This window comes from Kitasatospora sp. NPDC059803 (assembly GCF_042732255.1).
Classification (GTDB): Bacteria; Actinomycetota; Actinomycetes; order Streptomycetales; family Streptomycetaceae; genus Kitasatospora.
The window spans coordinates 1-15,619 of the sequence record NZ_JBHWIJ010000118.1; the positions used below are offsets into that span (position 1 = coordinate 1).

10 protein-coding genes are annotated in these 15,619 nt (G+C 74.4%); 1 reads left to right on the forward strand and 9 read right to left on the reverse strand.

The window, feature by feature from the left end; all coding sequences use genetic code 11:
* Nucleotides 1–85: 85 nt before the first annotated feature.
* From ffh to ACFV6I_RS19985, 5 genes are all read right to left on the reverse strand, one after another.
* Nucleotides 86–1,651 (reverse strand): signal recognition particle protein, encoded by a 1,566-nt coding sequence (ffh, locus tag ACFV6I_RS19965; protein ID WP_380426692.1) that lies wholly within the window; start codon nucleotides 1,649–1,651, stop codon nucleotides 86–88.
* A 199-nt stretch (nucleotides 1,652–1,850) separates the two neighbouring features.
* Nucleotides 1,851–4,274, reverse strand: a complete 2,424-nt coding sequence (locus ACFV6I_RS19970) for a [protein-PII] uridylyltransferase (RefSeq protein WP_380426681.1) — start codon at nucleotides 4,272–4,274, stop codon at nucleotides 1,851–1,853.
* A gap of 202 nt (nucleotides 4,275–4,476) precedes the next feature.
* The gene (locus tag ACFV6I_RS19975; protein WP_063347683.1) at nucleotides 4,477–4,815 is read right to left on the reverse strand and encodes a P-II family nitrogen regulator; all 339 of its coding nucleotides are present in this window, start codon (nucleotides 4,813–4,815) and stop codon (nucleotides 4,477–4,479) included.
* A complete protein-coding gene (locus ACFV6I_RS19980) occupies nucleotides 4,812–6,224 on the reverse strand; it encodes an ammonium transporter (RefSeq protein WP_380376637.1) in 1,413 nt (470 codons plus the stop codon). The genes ACFV6I_RS19975 and ACFV6I_RS19980 overlap by 4 nt, the downstream gene beginning before the upstream one ends.
* A gap of 309 nt (nucleotides 6,225–6,533) precedes the next feature.
* Nucleotides 6,534–7,988, reverse strand: coding sequence for a hypothetical protein (locus tag ACFV6I_RS19985; protein WP_363375923.1), 1,455 nt, complete (start codon nucleotides 7,986–7,988; stop codon nucleotides 6,534–6,536).
* A 605-nt stretch (nucleotides 7,989–8,593) separates the two neighbouring features.
* On the opposite strand from ACFV6I_RS19985, the gene ACFV6I_RS19990 reads away from it, so the two are divergent.
* Nucleotides 8,594–9,271 carry a bifunctional DNA primase/polymerase gene (locus ACFV6I_RS19990; protein WP_063347686.1) on the forward strand — a complete coding sequence of 226 codons (678 nt, stop codon included), beginning with the start codon at nucleotides 8,594–8,596 and terminating at the stop codon, nucleotides 9,269–9,271.
* A gap of 149 nt (nucleotides 9,272–9,420) precedes the next feature.
* Here ACFV6I_RS19990 and ftsY read toward each other — a convergent pair whose 3' ends face one another.
* The 4 genes from ftsY to ACFV6I_RS20010 form a co-directional block, all read right to left on the reverse strand.
* The gene (ftsY, locus tag ACFV6I_RS19995; protein ID WP_380426684.1) at nucleotides 9,421–10,671 is read right to left on the reverse strand and encodes a signal recognition particle-docking protein FtsY; all 1,251 of its coding nucleotides are present in this window, start codon (nucleotides 10,669–10,671) and stop codon (nucleotides 9,421–9,423) included.
* A 47-nt stretch (nucleotides 10,672–10,718) separates the two neighbouring features.
* Nucleotides 10,719–14,366: a chromosome segregation protein SMC gene (gene smc / locus ACFV6I_RS20000; protein WP_380426686.1), complete on the reverse strand. Its 3,648-nt coding sequence runs from the start codon at nucleotides 14,364–14,366 to the stop codon at nucleotides 10,719–10,721.
* A gap of 190 nt (nucleotides 14,367–14,556) precedes the next feature.
* Nucleotides 14,557–14,760, reverse strand: coding sequence for a hypothetical protein (locus tag ACFV6I_RS20005; protein ID WP_063347689.1), 204 nt, complete (start codon nucleotides 14,758–14,760; stop codon nucleotides 14,557–14,559).
* Nucleotides 14,761–15,162: 402 nt separating this feature from the next.
* Complete coding sequence (locus ACFV6I_RS20010; RefSeq protein WP_063347690.1) at nucleotides 15,163–15,462, reverse strand: acylphosphatase; 300 nt, start codon at nucleotides 15,460–15,462, stop codon at nucleotides 15,163–15,165.
* Nucleotides 15,463–15,619: the final 157 nt, after the last annotated feature.

Here is a 15,619-nt window from a genome sequence, read left to right on the forward strand (position 1 = left end):
ACCCTAACCCCAAATTCTGGGTGTTGGGCCGGGCCCCCCCCCCGGTATTACCGGGGCGGGGGGGCGGTCCCAACGAGGGACGGGTCTACAGCAGGTCCTTGAACTCCTTGGGCAGCTCGAAGTCGGCCGGGCCCTTGCCCGCGCCGAGGCCGATCGCGCCGCCGCCGGCCGGGTCCTGGTCGCCGCCCGGGCCGAGCGCGCGGCGCTGGGCGGCCGCGGCCTCCTCCTGCGCCCGCTTGAGCGGGTTGCCGCTCTTGCGCTTGCCCTTGGCCTGCGGGGCCTTCTTGCCGGACTTCTTGGCGCCGCCGCCCATGCCCGGGATCCCCGGCATACCGGGCACGCCCTTGCCGGAGGCCATCGCGGACATCATCTTGCGGGCGTCGAAGAACCGCTCGACCAGGTTCTTCACCTCGCCGACCTGGACACCCGAGCCCTTGGCGATGCGGGCCCGGCGGGAGCCGTTGATCAGCTCCGGCTCGGCGCGCTCGGCCGGGGTCATCGACTTGATGATCGCGCCGACCCGGTTGACGTCCTTGTCGTCGATGTTGTTGATCTGGTCGCGGATCTGACCCATCCCGGGCAGCATCCCCAGCAGCTTGGAGATCGAGCCCATCTTCTGGACCTGCTCCAGCTGCGACAGGAAGTCGTCCAGAGTGAACGCCTTCGGACCGCCGCGCAGCTTGGCGGCGATCTTCTCGGCCTCCTCCTGCGAGAAGGTCTGCTCGGCCTTCTCGATCAGCGAGAGGACGTCACCCATGCCGAGGATGCGCGAGGCCATCCGGTCGGGGTGGAAGGCGTCGAAGTCGTCGACCTTCTCGCCGTTGGAGGCGAACATGATCTGCCGGCCGGTGACGTGCGCGACCGACAGGGCGGCACCGCCGCGGGCGTCGCCGTCGAGCTTGGAGAGCACGACACCGGTGAAGTCGACGCCGTCGAGGAAGGCCTGCGCGGTGGTGACCGCGTCCTGGCCGATCATCGCGTCGACGACGAACAGGACCTCGTCCGGGTTGACCGCGGCGCGGATGTCCGCGGCCTGCTGCATCAGCTCGGCGTCGATGCCCAGGCGTCCGGCGGTGTCGACGACGACGACGTCGTACTGCTTCTGCTTGGCGTACTCGATCGAGTCCTTGGCCACCTGCACCGGGTCGCCGACGCCGTTGCCCGGCTGCGGGCCGTAGAAGGCCACACCGGCGCGCTCGGCGACCACCTGGAGCTGGTTGACGGCGTTGGGCCGCTGGAGGTCGCAGGCGACCAGCAGCGGGGTGTGCTTCTGGCTCTTCAGCCAGTGGCCGAGCTTGCCCGCGAGGGTGGTCTTACCGGCACCCTGCAGACCGGCGAGCATGATCACCGTCGGGCCGCTCTTCGCGAACCGGACCCGGCGGGTCTCGCCGCCGAGGATCGCGATGAGCTCCTCGTTGACGATCTTGATGATCTGCTGCGCGGGGTTGAGCGCGCCCGAGACCTCGGCGCCGGCCGCCCGCTCCTTGACCTGCTTGATGAAGGCCCGCACGACCGGCAGCGCGACGTCCGCCTCCAGCAGCGCGATGCGGATCTCGCGGGCGGTGGCCTCGATGTCCGCCTCGCTCAGGCGGCCCTTGCCCCGGAGGTTCTTGAACGTCGCTGCGAGGCGATCGGAAAGAGTGTCGAACACGTCGTCGCGGGTCCTCTGCGGCATCGGTATCGGTACGGTCGTCGCCCACCAGGGTATCCGGCCGCCCCGGGTATGGTCTCCACCCGGGTTGCCACGACCTCGGAACGGGCCTCGGAACAGGCCTTGGAACGGACCTCGGCAGGCGTCGGCGGACCCCGGCGGACCGACCCCGGCGGAATCCGGCGGGCCCCGGCGCGACTCAGCCCAGCGCCGCCCGGACCGCCGCCGCCACCTCCCCCGCCCGCCCGGCGGCGAGCGGCCGGCCCGCCCCGTCGGTCAGGTAGAAGGAGTCGACGGCCTCCGCGCCCAGCGTCGAGACGTGCGCCGTCCGCACCCGCACGCCCGCCCCGTCCAGCGCCCGGCCGATCCGGTGCAGCAGCCCCGGGGCGTCGTGCGCGCGGACCTCCAGGACGGTCGCGGTCGCCGAGGCCACCGCGGGCGCCACCGCGACCACCGGCGGCGGGGTGGGGATGCCCCGGCGGCGCGGGGCGGCGGCGTCCCGCTCGGCCAGCCGGCGCGAGACGTCCAGCGAGCCGTCCAGCGCCCGGCGCAGGTCGGCCCGCAGCCGGGCGGCCTCCGGCAGCTCGCCGAACTCGGCGGCCACCCGCCAGGACAGCAGCAGCACCGGGCCGGCGCCGATCGGGTCCAGCTCGCGCAGGCCGGCCGAGCGGACGGCCAGCCGGTGCAGCGCGAGCACCCCGGCGACGGTGCCGAGCAGTCCGGGCCGGTCCGGGACGGCCAGGGTCAGCTCGACGCCCATCGGCTCGGCGCCCGGGTCCGCCCCCTCGGACTGCGCCAGCAGCGACAGGGCGGGCCCGCCGGTCCGGGCGGCCTCCACCGCGAGCCGCTCCTGCGCGGCGGTCGGCGCGGCCTCCACGGGCGCGGCGTAGGCGCCGGCCAGCCGGGCGGCGACCCGGGCCGCCAGGCCGTCCACCAGCGAGGCCCGCCAGCCGCTCCACGCGGCCGGGCCGGTGGCCAGCGCGTCCGCCTCGGTGAGCACGTGCAGCAGCTCCAGTTGTGCCGCGGTGCCGACCACCTTGGTGATCGCCTCGACGGTGGCCGGGTCGTCCGGGTCCCGTCGGGTCGCGGTGTCGACCAGGGTCAGGTGGTGGCGGACCAGCACCGCCAGGGTCTCGGTGTCCTCGGGGCCGAAGCCCATCCGGGCGGCGATGTCACGGACGATGACCTCGCCGGCCTCGCTGTGGTCGCCGGGCCAGCCCTTGCCGATGTCGTGCAGCAGCGCGGCGACCAGCAGGAGGTCCGGCCGGGCCACCCGGCGGGTCATCGCCGCGGCCCGCACCGCCGTCTCCACCAGGTGCCGGTCGACCGTCCAGCGGTGCACGGCGTTGCGCTGCGGACGGCAGCGCACCCGCTCCCAGTCCGGCAGCAGCCGGGTGACCAGTCCCTCCGCCTCCAGCGCCTCCCACACCGGGACGGCCGCCTCGCCCGCGCCCAGCAGGGTGACCAGCTGCTCGCGCGCCTCGTCCGGCCAGGGCACCGGCAGCGGGCGGCACTCGGCGGCCAGCCGACGCACCGTCGCGTACGAGACGGTGAGCCCGTTCTGCGCGGCGGCGGCCGCGGCGCGCAGCGGCAGCACCGGGTCGGCGGCCGGGCGGGCGCCCTGGGCGAGCACCGCCTCGCCGTCCTGCTCGACCACGCCCTCGGCGAGCGGCCGGCGCGCGACCGTACCCCTGGCCACCGCGCCCGCGCCGCGCCCGGCGCCGGTGAACGGGAAGGCCGACCGGGCAGCCCGGCGGCCCCGGCCGGACCGGGCGGCGAGCACCCGGTCCACCGCCCGCCAGGTGACGTCACTCGCGTAGGCGATGGTGCGGGCGGCCTCGTAGACCTGGCGCAGCAGGGTGTCGGCGTCCAGCACGCCGAGCCGTTCGGCGACCTGGTCCTGGTCCTGGAGGCCGAGCCGCTCGGTGGCCCGGCCGGTGGCCAGGTGCAGCGCGTCACGGACGTCGGCGAGCCGCAGCGCGGCGGCGTCCAGGCCGTCCCGGGGGGCGTCGGCGAGCCAGGTCGCGGCGACGGCGTTGAGCGCGACGGCGTCGCGCAGGCCGCCGCGGGCCTCCTTGAGGTCGGGCTCCAGCAGGAACGACAGCTCGCCGTGCCGCTCGGCCCGCTCCCGCCCGAGGTCGCGCAGCTCCGGCAGGCGCGCGGGGGCGCTCGCGCGCCAGTCGGTGAGCACGGCGGAGCGCAGGGCGGCGGTGAGCGCCTGGTCCCCGGCGAGGTGGCGGGCGTCCAGCAGGCCGAGCTGGGCCTTGAGGTCGGCGGCGGCGACGGACCGGGCCTCGGCGACGGTGCGCACCGAGTGGTCGAGCGCGGCGCCCGCGTCCCAGACCGGGTACCAGATCCGCTCGGGCAGGTCGGGGTCGAGCCGGCCGTCGTGCAGCAGCAGGACGTCGAGGTCGCTGCGCGGGGACAGCTCGCCGCGCCCGTAGCCGCCGACAGCGACCAGCGCGACACCGGGCGGGCCGCCGGCGGCCGCGAGCAGACCGGCCAGCCAGTCGTCGGTGAGCCGGGCGAGAGCCGCGCGGCGGGGCCGCCCGGCCGGGCCGGGGCCGGCGAGCAGCGCGGCCCGGGCGGCGCCGTAGTCGGGAGGGCTGGTCTCGGTGGTCATGGCGTGGTCCCGTCCGTCGTGCGGTTGAGCGGGCGGCGCCGGACGGCCTGCGGGCGGCCGCGGGGAGGTCCGCGGGCGGCCGGCGGGCGGCCCGGCGCCGATGCGCCGTCGGCGGACCCGCCACCCCTCGGGGGCGGCGGGCCCGCCTGCGGCGCGTCCTACGGTTCGGGGCCCTCGACGAAGGGCCCTCGGCGAAGGGCCCTCAGAGGGCGTCCGGCCCGCGCTCGCCGGTGCGGACCCGGACGGCGGTGTCGACCGGGACGCTCCAGACCTTGCCGTCGCCGATCTTGCCGGTCCGGGCGGCCTTCACCAGGACCTCGATCAGCTCGTCGGCGTCCTCGTCCTCGACCAGCACCTCGATTCTGACCTTGGGGACCAGGTCCACGGTGTACTCGGCGCCCCGGTAGACCTCGGTGTGGCCGCGCTGGCGGCCGTAGCCGCTGGCCTCGGTGACGGTCAGGCCGTGCACCCCGAAGGCCTGTAGGGCGGCCTTCACCTCGTCCAGGCGGTACGGCTTGATCACGGCGGTGATGAGCTTCATCGGGCGTCGACCTCGGTCTTCTCGGCGGGCTCGGCGGTGGTCTTGTCGGCGGCCTTCCCAGCAGCCTTGGCGGCGGTCTTCCCGGTGGCGGGCTTCTCCGCGGACCTCGCGGCCGCCGCGGCACCGACCAGGCCCGGCAGGGCCCGCGCCAGGCCCGCGCCCACCGCGCTGAAATCGTAGGCGGACTCGGCGTGTTCGGCCTGGTCGATGCCGGCCACCTCGACCTCCTCGGCGACCCGGAAGCCGACCGTCCTGTCGATCGCCTTCGCCAGCAGCCAGGACAGGACGAAGGAGTACGCCGCGACCACGGCCACGCCCATCGCCTGCTTGCCGAGCTGCGCCGGCCCGCCGCCGTAGAACAAACCCTTGGCGGTCTGGCCGACCCCGCCGGTGGCGAACAGGCCGATCAGCAGCGAGCCGATCGCGCCGCCCACCGCGTGCACGCCGACCACGTCGAGCGAGTCGTCGAAGCCGAGGCGGTACTTGAGGCTGACCGCGGCGGCGCAGACCGCGCCGGCGATCAGGCCGATCGCCACCGCGCCCAGCGGGCTGACCGAGCCGCAGGCCGGGGTGATCGCGACCAGGCCGGCCACCGCGCCGGAGGCGGCGCCCAGCGTGGTGAACGCGCCGTGCCTGAGCTTCTCGTAGACCAGCCAGCCGACCAGCGCCGCACCGGTGGCGACCTGGGTGTTGACCATCGCCATCGCGGCGACGCCGTTGGCGGCCAGCGCCGAGCCCGCGTTGAAGCCGAACCAGCCGAACCACAGCAGCCCGGAGCCGAGCATCACCAGCGGCAGGCTGTGCGGGCGCATCGGGTCCTTCTTGAAGCCGACCCGCTTGCCCAGCACCAGGCAGAGCGCGAGGCCGGCGACGCCCGCGTTGATGTGCACGGCCGTGCCGCCGGCGAAGTCGATCACGCCGTTGCGGTCGCCCAGCCAGCCGCCGTGGCCGCCGTCGAAGAAGAACACCCAGTGCGCGACCGGGAAGTAGACGACGGTCACCCAGAGCGCGATGAACAGGCCCCAGGCGCCGAACTTGGCCCGGTCCGCGATCGCGCCGCTGATCAGCGCCGGGGTGATGATCGCGAACATCAGCTGGAAGGTGGCGAACGCGGTGACCGGGATGGTCCCGGTGAGGTCGTTCAGGCCGATGCCGCGCATCCCGAGGAAGTCCAGGTTGCCGATCAGACCGGCGAAGGAGTCGGGTCCGAAGCTGAGCGAGTACCCGTAGAGGACCCAGAGCACGCTGACGATGCCGAGCGAGAGGAAGCTCATCGCCAGCATGTTCAGGGTGCTCTTGGCCCTGACCATGCCCCCGTAGAAGAAGGCCAGGCCCGGGGTCATCACCATGACCAGGGCCGCACTGATGAGCACGAAGGCGGTGTCGCCCGCGCTGAAGCCGTCCGGCATCGGCGTCTCCTCTGCGTGGAAGCCGATCCAAACCCGGATTACCCGTCCCGTGCCACCCGGGGTGTCGGCGATGAAGAGGAGAGTGCCGAAGGCTGGTTTCGGCCAGTGCGGCTCGTTGTTTCGCGGCCGTGACGCGTGCGACGCCCGGGTTACACCTGCGTGAACGACGGCCGTGCCGCAGGGCCGAACGGGTTACCGTGCCGCCGAACGGGACGGCCGGTGGCACGACGGCCACCGACCGTGGCGGCGGCGGCCGTCACGGTCGGCGGGGTCCTCGGGCCGGGTCCGCGGCCCACGGGCTCGGGGTGCTCAGACCACCGAGACGTACTCGGGGATGTCCTGGACGACGCGCTCCTTGAGCCGGCTCACCGCGTCCACGCCCTTGAACCGGGCAGCCGCGGCCTCGGTGGTCTTGCGGACCCGGGAGTTCAGCCGCTCCGAGCGCACCTTGGTGGCGATGTCCACCGCCTGCTCGGCCATCACCGCGGCCTGCTCGGCCTCCCGCTGCAGCAGGTGGACGCTGGCCATGCCGATCAGGTTGAAGGCGTACGAGCGCACGTGGTCGCCGTCCTGGCGGAACAGGTCGACCGCGCGCTCCATCACCGGCGCGGACATCGAGGCGTACAGCTGGGCGTTGTCGGAGTGGTACGCGAGGTCGCGGAAGGAGTGCGCGTTCTCGGCGTTCAGCTCGGCCGGCGAGAAGAACTTCAGCCAGTCCGGCTCCGCCTCCCCCTCGCGGATGTCGGTGAAGGTGTCCTCGGCCAGCCGGACGGCCCGGGCGCAGCGGTTCACCTCGCCGATGGTGGCGTAGGCGCGCGCCTCCATCGCGTACAGCAGGGACTGCTGGCGCGCGCTGGCGGTGTCCCGGCTGCCGTACTGCGCCAGGTGGATCAGCTCCAGGGCGTCCTCGCCCCGGTTGAGGTGGATCATCTGGCGGCTCATGTCGGTGAGGATGAGTGCGCCGAACGGGCGGTCCCCGGCCTCCTTGGCGGCGTGCAGGGCCAGCACGTAGTACTTCTGCGCGCTCGGGTGCATCCCGACGTCGTACGACATCCACCCGGCCAGGTGGGCGAGTTCGGCGGTGAGCCGGAACAGCCGCCGGGTGGTGTTCTCGTTGTACGTCTCCTGGAGCAGGTCGGTGACCTCGTGGAGCTGGCCGACGACGGCCTTGCGGCGCAGCCCGCCGCCGTTCTGCGCGTCCCACTGCCGGAACATGACCGTGGTCTGCTCCAGCAGTTCGAGCTCGGGCTCGGACAGCCGGCCGGTGAACGGGTCGCCGCCGTTGGCCGCGGCGAGGATCGGGGTGGGGGCGCCGGTCGGGCCGGGGGTGAGCCAGCGCTGCATGGGCTCGATCAGCGCGGCGCCGGCGGTCAGCGCGAGCGAGGTGCCGAGGAAGCCCCGGCGGTTGAGCATCAGGTCGCTGCGGGAGTAGTCGCTGATCAGCTGGACGGTCTGCGGCGCGCTCCACGGCAGGTCGACGCCGCCGCCCACGGTGGAGACCGGGATCGCGGCGCGCAGGCCGAGGTCCTCGATCGAGACCACCGAGCCGAAGCGCTCGGAGAAGAGCTCCGACATGATCTTGGGAATCGGCTCGCGGGGCTGTTCGCCGTCGAGCCAGCGGCGCACCCGCGAGGTGTCGGTGGACACGTGGTGGGCGCCGATCTGCCGGGCCCGGCGGTTGACCTGGCGGGCCAGCTCGCCCTTGGACCAGCCGCTGCGGGCGAACCAGGTGGTCAGCTTCTCGTTGGGTTGCTTCTCTGCCATGGGAACGTCCCCATCCCGCCCGGCCCCCTCGGGGCCCCGATCGTGACGCCCGACGGTTTCGGGCCCTTGCCAGACGTGCCGTGCCTGAGGTGTTGCCGTACCACGCTCTCGCACTGGCGTGCCATCGTTACGGACGGACCGTCAGGTTCCCAACTCCCGCGCCCTGGAGGACCGGAGTCGATTCCACGAAGACGTCCGTGTGCTGAACGTAATGCCCCGCGCGGCGCCCACGGGAGCGGCCCTGGCGAAACGCCACCTTTCGCCACCCCCACGAGTGAACCGAAGCCACGGCCCACGCGCTTCACTAGGTAGGTCCGACGGCCCGGCATATGCGGGCCGCCAAGGCCACCGGCGAAACCCGGCAGCCCCGGCAACCCACCGCAGTCACAGGCGAGTTCGCCGCCCACCCTGATCGGCGGCCGCCTCGCCCACCCCACGATCCGGCATCGGTGCCGCCAGCCACAAGGCGGCGCTCGAGGCGCACCACCACGACAGGCGCACACCGGGCGCTGCACGCCGCCACCGCACAACGCACCACGCAACGGACAATCAACACACAGTCACCATCCCGTAACCATCGGCGACGGGAACCTGTTGGGGGAGGCATGGACAACCTGTTCGGCGAACTTCGACTGGGACACCTGCGGTTGACGCCGCTGGGCGCGCGCCGCCGCACCAAGGTCACCGCGTCCCAAGCCGCCGCGGAGTACACCGGCCGCTGGGGCTGGACGGTCGCCACCGGCGCCCCGGCCGGCTCCGCCACCGCCCCGACCCGCTGTCCCTGCGGCTCCGACCGCTGCGCCGCGCCCGGCCTGCATCCCGTACCCGGCGGCGAGGACCGGTCCCGGGAGGCGCGCGCCGGGGGCTCGGTGCTGTTCCCCACCGGCCGCGCCTTCGACGTCCTGGACGTCCCCGAGCAGGCCGGACTGCAGGCGCTGGTCCGGCTGGAGCGGATGGGCACCCAGGTCGGCCCGGTGCTCGCCGCACCCACCGGCCGGCTGCAGTTCCTGGTCGCCGCCGGCGCCGCCCGCCGGCTGCCCGACCTGCTCTACCGGATGGGCTGGGACGACGCCGCGCTCGACCTCACCTGCCACGGCGAGGGCAGCTACGTCGCCGCCCCGCCCACCGTGCTCGGCGCGCTCGGCCCGGTCCGCTGGCTGCGCCGCCCCACCCGCGACAACGCCGGCTGCCCGCCCGAGGCCCGGCTGCTGCTCGGCACCCTCGCCTACGCCTGCCACCGCGGCCGCGAGCGCACCGCCGAACCCGCCTGGCTCGCCTCGTAGGCCTCAGCGCGCCCCACCCGCCCCACACGCCTCGGCGTGCGCCCCTCCAGCTCAGCACGCTCCTCCGCCCCGGCACGCTCCTCCGGTCCCGGGCGGCAACGCGAAAGGGCCCGCCCCTCGCGGAGCGGACCCTTCGTGCGTACGGGGCCTCAGTCCCCGATCAGCGCGTCCACGAACGCGCCCGGCTCGAACGGCGCCAGGTCGTCCGCACCCTCGCCCAGGCCGACCAGCTTGACCGGCACGCCCAGGTCGCGCTGGACCGCGACCACGATGCCGCCCTTGGCGGTGCCGTCCAGCTTGGTCAGCACGATGCCGGTGATGTCGACCACCTCGGCGAACACCCGGGCCTGGATCAGGCCGTTCTGGCCGGTGGTGGCGTCCAGCACCAGCAGCACCTCGTCCACCGGGCCGTGCTTCTCGACGACCCGCTTGACCTTGCCCAGCTCGTCCATCAGGCCGGTCTTGGTGTGCAGTCGGCCGGCGGTGTCCACCAGCACGGTGTCGGCGCCCTCGGCGATGCCCTCCTTGACCGCGTCGAACGCGATCGAGGCCGGGTCACCGCCCTCCGGTCCGCGCACGGTGCGTGCACCGACCCGCTCGCCCCAGGTCTGCAGCTGGTCGGCGGCGGCGGCCCGGAAGGTGTCGGCGGCGCCGAGCACCACCTTGCGGCCGTCGGCGACCAGGACGCGGGCGAGCTTGCCGGTGGTGGTGGTCTTGCCGACGCCGTTGACGCCGACCACCAGGACCACGGCCGGCCCCTCCGCGTGCTTGGTGGAGCGGACGGTGCGGTCGGCGTCCTTGCCGATCAGCTCGACGAGCTCCTCGCGCAGCAGGGCGCGCAGTTCATCGGGCGTCCGGGTGCCGAGCACCTTCACCCGGGTGCGCAGCCGCTCGACCAGCTCCTGGGTGGGGGCCACGCCGACGTCGGCGGTCAGCAGGGTCTCCTCGATCTCCTCCCAGGTGTCCTCGTCCAGGTGCTCACGGGAGAGCAGCGAGAGCAGGCCCTTGCCGAGCGAGTTCTGCGAGCGGGAGAGCCGGGAGCGCAGCCGGACCAGCCGGCCCGCGGTGGGCTCGGGGACCTCGACGGCGGGTGCCGTCTCGGCCTCGGCGGCCTCGACCTCGACCTCGGTCGGGGCCGTGGCCGGGGCTCCGGTCGAGGCTTCGGTCGGAGCCTCGGTCTCGGGGAGCTGCACCTCCTCGATGGTGCGGCGGGGCTCCTCGGTCGGCGGCGCGGCCTCCTCGCCGACCTGGGGCTCCTGCGGGGTGGTCGGCGGCGCCGTGATGACCGGCGACTGCGACTTCGGGGGCAGTTGCTGGCGTCGTCTGCCGGAAACGACGAGGCCGGCGATCGCGCCGATGGCGACCACGGCGATGACTACGGCAAGGATCACGTATTCCATAACTGCTCCAGTATCCGCGACCGGAGCCCGGATGGACCGCAGCCGCCCTACGCCGATGCGGTACGGACGGCCTCCGGCCGCTCCCGGCGTCCTCCCCCGGACCGGCGGCCGGGAGATGCCCCGACGCGCAGCCGCTGGCTGATCACCTGTGAGATGCCGTCGCCCTTCATGGTCACGCCGTAGAGGGCGTCCGCGGACTCCATGGTCAGCTTCTGGTGGGTGATCACGATCAGCTGGGAGCTCTCCCGCAGCTCCTCCATGATCCCGACCAGCCGGCGCAGGTTGGTCTCGTCGAGCGCCGCCTCCACCTCGTCCATCACGTAGAACGGGCTGGGCCTGGCCTTGAAGATCGCCACCAGCAGTGCCACCGCGGTCAGCGAGCGCTCGCCGCCGGACAGCAGCGACAGCCGCTTGACCTTCTTGCCCGGTGGGCGGGCCTCCACCTCGACGCCGGTGGTGAGCATGTGGTCGGGATCGGTCAGCACCAGCCGCCCCTCGCCGCCGGGGAACAGCCGGGCGAAGACGCCCTCGAACTGGGCGGCGGTGTCGTGGTAGGCCGAGGCGAACAGCTGCTCGACCCGCTCGTCCACCTCCCGGACGATGTCCAGCAGGTCGCGCCGGCTGCGCTTGAGGTCGTCCAGTTGTTCCCCGAGGAACTGGTGGCGCTCCTCCAGCGCCGCGAACTCCTCCAGCGCCAGCGGGTTGACCTTGCCCAGTTGCTGGTACGCCTTCTCGGCCGCCCTGAGCCGCTTCTCCTGCTCGGCCCGGTCGTACGGGCGCGGCTCCCCCGGTTCCCCTCCCTCTTCCGGGGTCGACGGCGGGACGGGCTGGTCCGGCCCGTAGGCGGCGAGCAGTTCGCCGCCGTCGATGCCGAACTCCTCCAGCGCCCGGGCCTCCAACTGCTCGATCCGCAGCCGCTTCTCGGCCCGCAGCACCTCGTCCCGGTGGCCGGCGTCGACCAGTTTGTCCAGTTCCTCCTTGAGGCCGCGGCCGTGCTCGCGGTGCGCCCGCAGTTCGGTCTCGCGTTCGACGCGCGCCTGCTCGACCGCCGCCCGCCCGGCGTCCGCGCGGGACAGCGACACCTCCAGGCAGGCCAGCAGCTGCCGGGCGCCCGCCGCGACGGCGTTCGCCACCCCGGCGTCGTGCTCGGCGCGTCGGCGGCGCTCGGCGGCCCGGGCGCGCGTCTCGCGCTCGGCGCGGGCGGCCCGGTCCAGCTGGTCCGCCCGGCCGGCGAGCGCGCGGACCCGCTCCTCGTGGGTGCGCACCGCGAGCCTGGCCTCCAGCTCGGCCTGCCGGGAGCCGGTGGCGGCCTCGGCCAGCCGCTGCTGCTCGGCGGTGTCCGGCTCGTCCTCCCCGGCGTCCTCCGAGTCCTCGGCCGCGGCCAGGCGTTCGGCCAACTCCTCTGCGGTGGCGAGGAGTTCCGCCAGGCCCTGGTCGGCCCGCGCGGCGGCGGCGGACAGCCGCTCGGCCTCGCCGGCGGCGGCCCTGGCCTGCCCGCCGAGGCGGCCGAGCGCGCCCGCGACCTGGGCGCGCTCCTTCTCCTGCTGCCGCCGCTGCTCGGCGAGTTGCTCCACGAAGGCGGCCGACTCCCGTCGCTGCTCGGCGAGTTCGGCCAGGTGTACGGCCGACTCGGCGCAACGGAGGGTGAGTTCGGCGATCGCCCGGGCGGCCTCCTCGACCGCCGCCCGAATCTCCAGCAGGCTCGGCACACCGTCGGAGCCGCCCTGCGCGAAGTCGGCGCCGAGCCGGTCCCCGGCGGCGGTGACGGCGGTCAGCCCGGGGTGGTCGGCGACCAGCCGCAGCGCCTCGTCGAGGGTGTCGACGACCGCCACCCGGGCCAGCAGGCCCCGCGCGGCGCCGACCAACCCGGCCGGCCCGTCGACGAGTTCGGCGGCCCAGCGGGCTCCGTCCGGCAACTCCCCGACGCCGGCGAGCGGTTCACCGGCACCCGCGATCGGCAGCGCGGCCCGGCCGGCACCCTCGATCAGCAGCGCGGCCCGGCCGGCGTCCTCGGCGCGCAGCAGCCGCAGCGCCTCGGCGGCGGTGCCGGGCGAGTCGACGGCGACCGCGTCGGCGGCCGCGCCGAGCGCCGCCGCCACCGGCACCTCGTACCCGGGGGCGATCCGCAGCAGCGCGGCCGCGGGGCCGCGCAGTCCGCTCAGCCGCTCCCCCGCGTCGAGCAGGGCGCCGGTGCCGTCCTTGCGGCGCAGTCCGAGGGAGAGCGCCTCGTGCCGCGCGGTGAGCCCGGCCCGTTCGCGCTCGGCGGCGCCGGCCGCCTCCCGGGCGGCGGCGAGGTCGCGTTCGACGGCGGCGAGCCGCTCCCGGGCTTCCTGGTGGGCGGCCTCGGCCTGCTCGTCGTCCCCGGTGGGGCCGCCGACCTGCCGCTGGAGCTCCTCGTACTCGGCCTGGGCGACCTCGGCCCGCAGCAGCGCCTCGCCGCCGGCCTCGGTCAGCCGGCCGATCTCCGCTTCGGCGGAGGCCGCCTTGGAACGGGCGGCGGCGGCCTGCCCCTGCAACCGGGCCAGGCCCTCCCGGCGGTCCGCGATGGCCCGGGCGGCGTCCCGCAGGCGACGCTCCTCGGTGGCCAGCCCGCGCTCCAGTTCGCTCCTGCGTTCGACCGCCTCGGCCAGCGCGTACTGCGCCTCCTCCAGCGCCTCGGCCAGCGCGGCCTCGTCCTCGCGGACCCGCGCGGCCTCCCGTTCCAGTTCCTCGGGATCGCGGCCGCGCCGCTCCTCGGCCTGCCCGCCCGCGGCGGCGTGCCGGGCGCGGGCCTCGGCCAGTCCGATGGTGCCGCGGGTGCGCTCAGCTAGGGCGGAGAGCCGGTACCAGGTCTGCCGGGCGGCCTCCAGGCTCGGGCCGAGCTGCTGGACCTGCGCCTCCAGCACGGCCTCGCGCTGGACGACACCGGCCAGTTCCTGCTCGACGGTGGTGCGGCGCAGCCGCAGTGCCAGCTCGTCGGCGATCTCGGCCTCGACGGCCTGCCGGAGGGCCAGCAGGTCGTCGGCGAGCAGCCGCAGCCGGGCGTCGCGCAGGTCGGCCTGGATGCCGGCGGCGCGGCGGGCGATCCTGGCCTGCCGGCCGAGCGGTCCGAGCTGGCGGCGCAGTTCTGCCACCAGGTCCTGGACGCGGTTGAGGTTGACCTGCATCGCGTCCAGCTTCCGCAGCGCCTTCTCCTTGCGCTTGCGGTGTTTGAGGACGCCGGCCGCCTCCTCGATGAAGGCGCGGCGGCCCATCGGGTCGGCGTGCAGGACGGAGTCCAGCTGGCCCTGGCCGACGATGACGTGCATCTCGCGGCCGATGCCGGAGTCGGAGAGGAGCTCCTGGATGTCCAGCAGGCGGCAGGTCTCGCCGTTGAGCGCGTACTCGCTGCCGCCGTTGCGGAACATGGTCCGGGTGATGGTCACCTCGGAGTAGTCGATCGGCAGGGCGCCGTCGGTGTTGTCGATGGTGAGGCTGACCTCGGCCCGGCCGAGCGGGGCGCGCCCGCTGGTCCCGGCGAAGATGACGTCCTCCATCTTGCCGCCGCGCAGCGATTTGGCGCCCTGCTCCCCCATCACCCAGGACAGCGCGTCGACGACGTTCGACTTGCCGGAGCCGTTCGGGCCGACCACGCAGGTGATGCCGGGCTCGAAGCGCAGGGTGGTGCTGGAGGCGAAGGACTTGAACCCGCGCAGCGTCAGACTCTTCAGGTGCACGCGGCCGGTCTCCTCGTCGCTCGCCAGGGCCCGGGGCCTGTCGTCAACGGCGACTGTATCCCCGGCGGGCCGTGCGTCCCGGGCCCGGACACGACGAAGGGACGCCACAACCGGGCGTCCCTTGCAAGCTGCGTCCCTTTCGGAGCGGCTCAGTGCACAGCGGCGTCGATCTGCGAGGACCGGGCGGGACTCAGGTGAGAGCCGGCTCCCGCTGATCCAGATCGATGCTGTTGAGCAGCGAGTGCCCGTCAGCGACAGCGGCGAGCGCGTCGTTCTCGGCCTGCATCCGAAGGAGCTCGGATTCAAGGTCCTGGACGCGCTGCTGAAGCCGTCGCATCTCGGAGAGCATTCGCGGGTCGGGGCCGCCGACGTACCCGAGAAGCGCCTTTGCCATGATGAATGGTCCTCCACGCTGAGTGACCGAACCGGAACGGTACAGGTCTAGGGGGAAGGGGGACGCACGCGCGGCGCGTCACCGGTAGTGCTGGCTGGGCACTTACGGCACAACCATCGTGAGCTGGGCTCACGAGGGCAGACGCCTGCCGGGAAAACGCGGTCGTGTGCGCGGGTTTCCAGCGTCTCACCAAAGACGGAAAGGGTCAACACGATCACCGCACGCTACCGCGACCCTGTCACCTGCCTGGCGGTGTCGTCACGCCTGGGGGCCTCGGGCCGGGTCCACCAGCTGCTCGTGGATCATCGTTCGATGCGGAGTCAACCACGAGTCTGCCCGAATGGCAACCGCATGACACCGGCAGTTGCCGATCAGTTCCGGCCCGCGCGGGTGTGGCCGGGCTCAGCGGATCTCGAAGCCCTCGTAGCCGGGGCCCACGGCCGTCCAGATCTCGGTGACGCCGCTGACCTCGCCCGGGGTTCCCGGGCCGCGCAGCAGGTCCAGCAGCAGCTCGCAGTCGGCGGCCAGTCCCTCGGCGACCACCTGCACCCGGCCGTCCCCGAGGTTGCTCGCGTAGCCGGTCAGGCCGGTCTCCAGCGCCCGTGCCCTGGTCCACCAGCGGAACCCGACCTGCTGGACCTTCCCCCGGACCCAGGCGGTCACCCGGACCGGTTCCTCACTGTGGGCGTCGCGACCGTGCATGCCCCGAGCCTAAGGCGTGTCCGGCGGTCACAGCTCCACGGGGCCGTCGACCACGCGGAGCGGGGCCCCCCGCCGGAGGGCCGGGGGGGCGGCGCGGGGGGGGGGGGGGGGGGCCGCGGGGGCCCACAGCCCCCCCCCGCCTCCGCCCCCCCCCCCC